Source organism: Cellulomonas septica, assembly GCF_012396155.1.
GTDB classification, from domain to species: Bacteria; Actinomycetota; Actinomycetes; order Actinomycetales; family Cellulomonadaceae; genus Cellulomonas; species Cellulomonas septica.
This window is the reverse complement of the sequence record NZ_JAAXOY010000272.1, coordinates 1-4,498: the sequence shown is the minus strand read 5'-3', so window position 1 is coordinate 4,498 and position 4,498 is coordinate 1. Positions and strand designations below refer to the sequence as shown.

At 72.9% G+C, this 4,498-nt stretch carries 6 protein-coding genes; all 6 read left to right on the top strand.

All coding sequences use genetic code 11. The features are described from left to right. Positions 1–579 (top strand): hypothetical protein (locus HGA02_RS11320; RefSeq protein WP_168679096.1); only part of this gene is annotated, 579 nt, incomplete at its 5' end. A gap of 442 nt (positions 580–1,021) precedes the next feature. Then, positions 1,022–1,786: a type I methionyl aminopeptidase gene (map, locus tag HGA02_RS11315; protein WP_168679095.1), complete on the top strand. Its 765-nt coding sequence runs from the start codon at positions 1,022–1,024 to the stop codon at positions 1,784–1,786. Positions 1,787–2,021: 235 nt separating this feature from the next. Further along, a complete protein-coding gene (locus HGA02_RS11310) occupies positions 2,022–2,348 on the top strand; it encodes a hypothetical protein (protein ID WP_200829780.1) in 327 nt (108 codons plus the stop codon). An 11-nt stretch (positions 2,349–2,359) separates the two neighbouring features. Then, positions 2,360–2,674, top strand: a complete 315-nt coding sequence (locus HGA02_RS11305) for a pore-forming ESAT-6 family protein (protein ID WP_162353470.1) — start codon at positions 2,360–2,362, stop codon at positions 2,672–2,674. Positions 2,675–2,678: 4 nt separating this feature from the next. Beyond that, positions 2,679–3,026: a DUF6507 family protein gene (locus tag HGA02_RS11300; RefSeq protein WP_168679094.1), complete on the top strand. Its 348-nt coding sequence runs from the start codon at positions 2,679–2,681 to the stop codon at positions 3,024–3,026. Beyond that, the coding region (locus tag HGA02_RS11295; protein WP_210728457.1) for a hypothetical protein at positions 3,023–4,498 on the top strand (1,476 nt) is incomplete at its 3' end. The genes HGA02_RS11300 and HGA02_RS11295, both read left to right, overlap by 4 nt.

The following is a 4,498-nucleotide window of genomic DNA, read 5'->3' as shown; positions in this document are numbered from 1 at the left end:
CCGCACGACGAGCACGCCGCCGCCGGACCGCTCGGCGGTCGGCACCTCGTCTTCGTGCCGCTCGGCCTCGCGTGCGCCGCGACCGGGACGTCGCTCGACGTGCTCGACGAGTGGCTGCGCCCCGACGCCGACCCCGGCTGGCGGTACTGCTGCCTGCGCGGGCTCGGCGCCGTCGGCCTCTACCACCCCGACGCGGTGCTCGGGACGTTCGAGCGCCTCGACCGCGCCGGCACGCTGCCCCTCGACGCAGCCGTGCCCGCGCTCGCCCTCATGGCCGGCCTGCACCCCATGCGCACCCGCACGTGGCTGCTCCGCGCCGGACGCCGCGACGTGCTTGACGCCGTCTTCGGCGCCGCCGACCCCGCCGACAGCCGCGAGCACCTCGAGCTGCTCGGCATGTACAACGCCGCGGTGCACGGGTGCGTCACGTCGTCGCGCGTGCGCGACCGCGTCGTGACCGAGATGTTCGCCGGGTTCCTCGACTGCCGGACCGGGCGCGAGTGGTCGCGCCGCTTCGGCTCCGCCGGGGTGCGCGCGCTGCGCGAGGACGACTGGGATCTCGCCGCGTGGACGTCGTGAGCCGCGGCGCTTCTCTGGCGGCGAAATGAGTTGGCGGTCGTGCGGACGCGACGTAGCGTCGACAGCACACGGGAAGGAGGTGGTCCGGAACATGAAGTCTTCCAGGACGCGTGAGGTGACTGTCCGCTAGTCGCCCGAACAGCTCGGGACGGACTGCACGTCCGCCCGTTGCCTTCCCGCCGGAGACGGCGAGGGGCGGCGAGCGAATTCCGGCAGTCACCGCAGCCCGTGGGAGCCGCGACCTCGTCCGCCGCGGCAGGACCGTCCAGGTCCGGCCCACGGGCTGTCCCCTGCCCGGACGCCTTCCGCCACGGCTCGCGTGGCCGTCGGCTCTGCCCGGCCGCCTCTCGACGGTGCCGCCGCTCGCCCCGCTCCCGTCGGGCGGTGGTGCGACCGTCCGGCCTGGTCCGGTGTCGCGACGACGGCATGACAAGGTGGTCCCGTGGCCCTCAAGAACCCCGCCCAGATCGAGGCGATGCGGCCGGCCGGCCGGTTCGTCGCCGGAGTCCTGCAGTCGCTGCGCGACGTCGCGCGGCCCGGGATGACGCTCCTCGACCTCGACGCGCACGCGCACCGCATGATCGACGACGCGGGCGCGCACTCCGTCTACCTCGGCTACCACCCGTCGTTCGGCGCGATCCCGTACCCGGGAGTGCTGTGCACCTCGGTCAACGACGCCGCGCTGCACGGCCTGCCGTCCGCGCAGGTGCTCGAGGACGGCGACGTGCTGAGCATCGACTTCGCCGCACAGGTCGAGGGGTGGGTGTGCGACTCGGCGCTCACGTTCCAGCTCGGCACGCAGACGCCCGAGGCGCAGCGCCTCATCGCGACGACCGAGCAGGCGCTCGACGCCGGGATCGCGGCCGCCCGGGTCGGGGCGCGCATGGGCGACGTCTCCGCGGCGATCGGCCGCATCGGGCGCGACGCCGGGTACGGCATCAACGCCGACTTCGGCGGCCACGGCGTCGGGCGGACCATGCACGAGGAGCCGCACGTCGCGAACCTCGGCCGCGAGGGCACGGGCGTGCGGCTCAAGGCCGGTCTCGTCGTGGCGATCGAGCCGTGGTTCATGGCGGGCGGCGACGACTACGTGATCGACGACGACGGCTGGACGATCCGCACCGCGGACGGGTCGCTCGCGGCGCACGCGGAGCACACGGTGGCCCTGACGCCCGAGGGCACGATCGTCCTGACGGCGCGCGACTGACGCCGCCGGCACGCCCGCGGGTGAATCGGGCGGTCCCGGGCTGCGGTGTGTCGGGGGTCCGTGCTAGCAAGGTGCTTGAGGCACTCGTCGCCACACGTGCCCAAGGCACCCGTACGTGTGGTTCTGTCCGCTCCTGTGGACGAGGGGAACGCCGGTCCGTCCGGTTCCTGGCAGGATGCTCGGGTCGTCCTGTCCGGGGACGCCGAACCGCGAGGGGGTTGATGTGAAGTTCGCGATGGGATCCGACGTCCTCTCGACGCTGACGAAGAAGACGTCGTCGTCGAACGAGGACCTCGGCGCGCTGGTGCGTCAGCTGGCGGCGGCCGCCGAGCCGCTGCAGGGCAAGTTCAACGGCGCCGGTCGTGCGGCGTTCGACAAGTTCAAGGGCGAGACGGACCGCATCGCGGTCGACCTCAACGGCGCCCTCGCCTCGGTGCTCCAGGGCATCGGCGGCATGGACCGGTCGTTCGGCGAGGGCGACCTGCAGATGGCCGACGAGACGCAGGCCGCGCAGGGCGGTTCCGCCTTCGACGCGGCGCGCTTCGGTTCGGCGAAGGGCTGAGGGGGAGAGCGATGAGCGGCAACAGCATCGACCGTCGGGACTTCGACCTGGGCGCGTCCACGACCGCGCAGGAGAACTTCAACGCCGTCGCGCAGCGCCTCGAGGCCCTGATCGACGCGCGCGACCGCGACGTCAAGACGGCCATGGCCGACTACCAGGCGTCGGGCGTCTCGGAGGAGTACGCCGCCAAGGAGGCCCGCTGGAACCGGGTCGCCGGCGAGGTCCGCACCATCATCCGCACGCTCCGCGGCGCGCTCGAGAAGAACGACGCCACGGCGCAGGACACGCTGAAGAAGGCCAAGGCGGCCGTCGACGCGATCGGCTGACGCCGTGACGAAGTGGCACATCGAACCGGCCGGGGTCCAGGACGTCCTCACCAAGGTGGGGACCGTCGCCGAGCTCCTGTCGAGCGTCGTCCAGGCCATGCCGGGCAAGGCCGAGTCCGCGGTGACGGCCGGTAACTCCCCGATCATCGGCGACGCGATCGCCGGGTTCTTCGAGCACCACAAGCCGACGCTCGAGGCGATCGGCAACCGCATCAACGCGTCCGTCGGTGGCGCCGCCGCGGCGACGCGGTGGTACCTCGAAGGGGACGAGACGATGGCAGCCCAGCAGCAGTCCGCCGCGGCGTCGTGCACCGGCGCGAACGCCCCGACCTTCCAGGTGCCGACTCCGTGACCGACCAGTGCTACGCCTCGGGCATCAACCCGTACGCCATCCCCGGCGCCGACCTCGACCCTGACGGCCTCATCGCCGCCGCGGACGGGCTGTCGGCGCAGGGTGCCTCCGTGCGCGAGCACGGGGCCGACGCGCTCAACAAGTGGCGCGGCCTGGCCGGGCACTACGAGGCGCCCGAGGCGAGCACGCTGTTCGTCGTCATGGACCCCGTCGAGACCAAGTCGCGCCAGTTCGGCGACGACGTCGAGAAGGTCGCGGCGGCGCTCAAGACGTACGCGGAGGCCATCCGGCCCATCAAGGCCTCGCTCGCCGCCGTCAAGAGCGACGCGTACGCGTTCCGCAGCAAGATCGCGTCCAACGCCGAGTGGGAGTACGACCAGGACCTGGTCGACGAGAACACGGCGCTCGTGTCCCGCGTCAACGCGGAGCAGGTCAAGCTCTGGGAGGCCGAGCGGACCTGCGCCAACGCGATCCGCGCGCTGTACGGCGCCGAGCCGTGGCACGCGATGACGGGCGAGGACGACCCGCTCGGCTACGGCCTCGACTCCCTCCCGACCGACGCGGCGATGCCGTGGGGGTCGGAGGTCGAGCGCAAGGACCACTGCCCGAAGTCCGCGGCCGTGCAGGTCAAGCGCTTCGTGTGGGACGGCGTCGTCGTCGACGGCCTGTGGGGCACCGTCGTGGGCCTCGGCCAGCTCGTCGGCATCAAGGACTGGTCCTGGTCGTGGGACACCATGAAGACCACCTGGGTCGGCATGGGCGGCCTCATCGGCTACGCCGACGGCGAGTGGTCCTGGGGCAACGCCGGCAACGCGTGGCTCGGGCTCGGCAAGGGCCTCATCTCGTGGGACACCTGGGAGGACGACCCCAGTCGTGCCGCGGGCGGCGCGATCTTCAACGTCGCCACGATCTTCATCCCCGCCGGCGCGGCGGTGTCCGGCTCGAAGGGCGCGGCCACGGCGGCCGGCGCCGCGGGCAAGGCCGCACGCGTCTCGTCGTGGCTCAGCAAGGGTGCGCGCGTCCTCGAGTTCGTCGACCCCATCTCGCTGGGCCTCAAGGGCGTCGGCGCGCTGCCCAAGCTCGGCGACCTGCTGACCAACATGAAGATGGTCGACGACCTCGGCAAGGCGATCGACATCGACGTCGCCGACGTCGGCACCACGCTCGACGACGTCCCGACCAACCTCGGCGACGACCTCGGCTCGAACATCCCCGTCCGCGACCCCGACCGCGTCGACGTGGGCGGCACCACCGGCGCCGACGTGCCCGAGCCCGTCAAGGTCCCCGAGCACCAGCTCGTCGGGACCGACGGCAACCCCGTGCACGACACGACCCCCGGCGGGACCGGCTCGGGCGCCGACGACCTGCTCGACGGCGGCACCACGCGTCCCCCGGGCAGCACCACGGGCGGCACCGACGCGCCGACCGGCGGCTCGCACGACCCGGCGACGGGCGGCTCGGGCACCGGGACC

Excerpts from the sequence above, each read along its gene's own strand:
- HGA02_RS11310 (WP_200829780.1), top strand. The coding sequence starts at position 2,022 with ATGGGATCCGACGTCCTCTCGACGCTGACGAAGAAGACGTCGTCGTCG.
- HGA02_RS11305 (WP_162353470.1), top strand. The coding sequence starts at position 2,360 with ATGAGCGGCAACAGCATCGACCGTCGGGACTTCGACCTGGGCGCGTCC.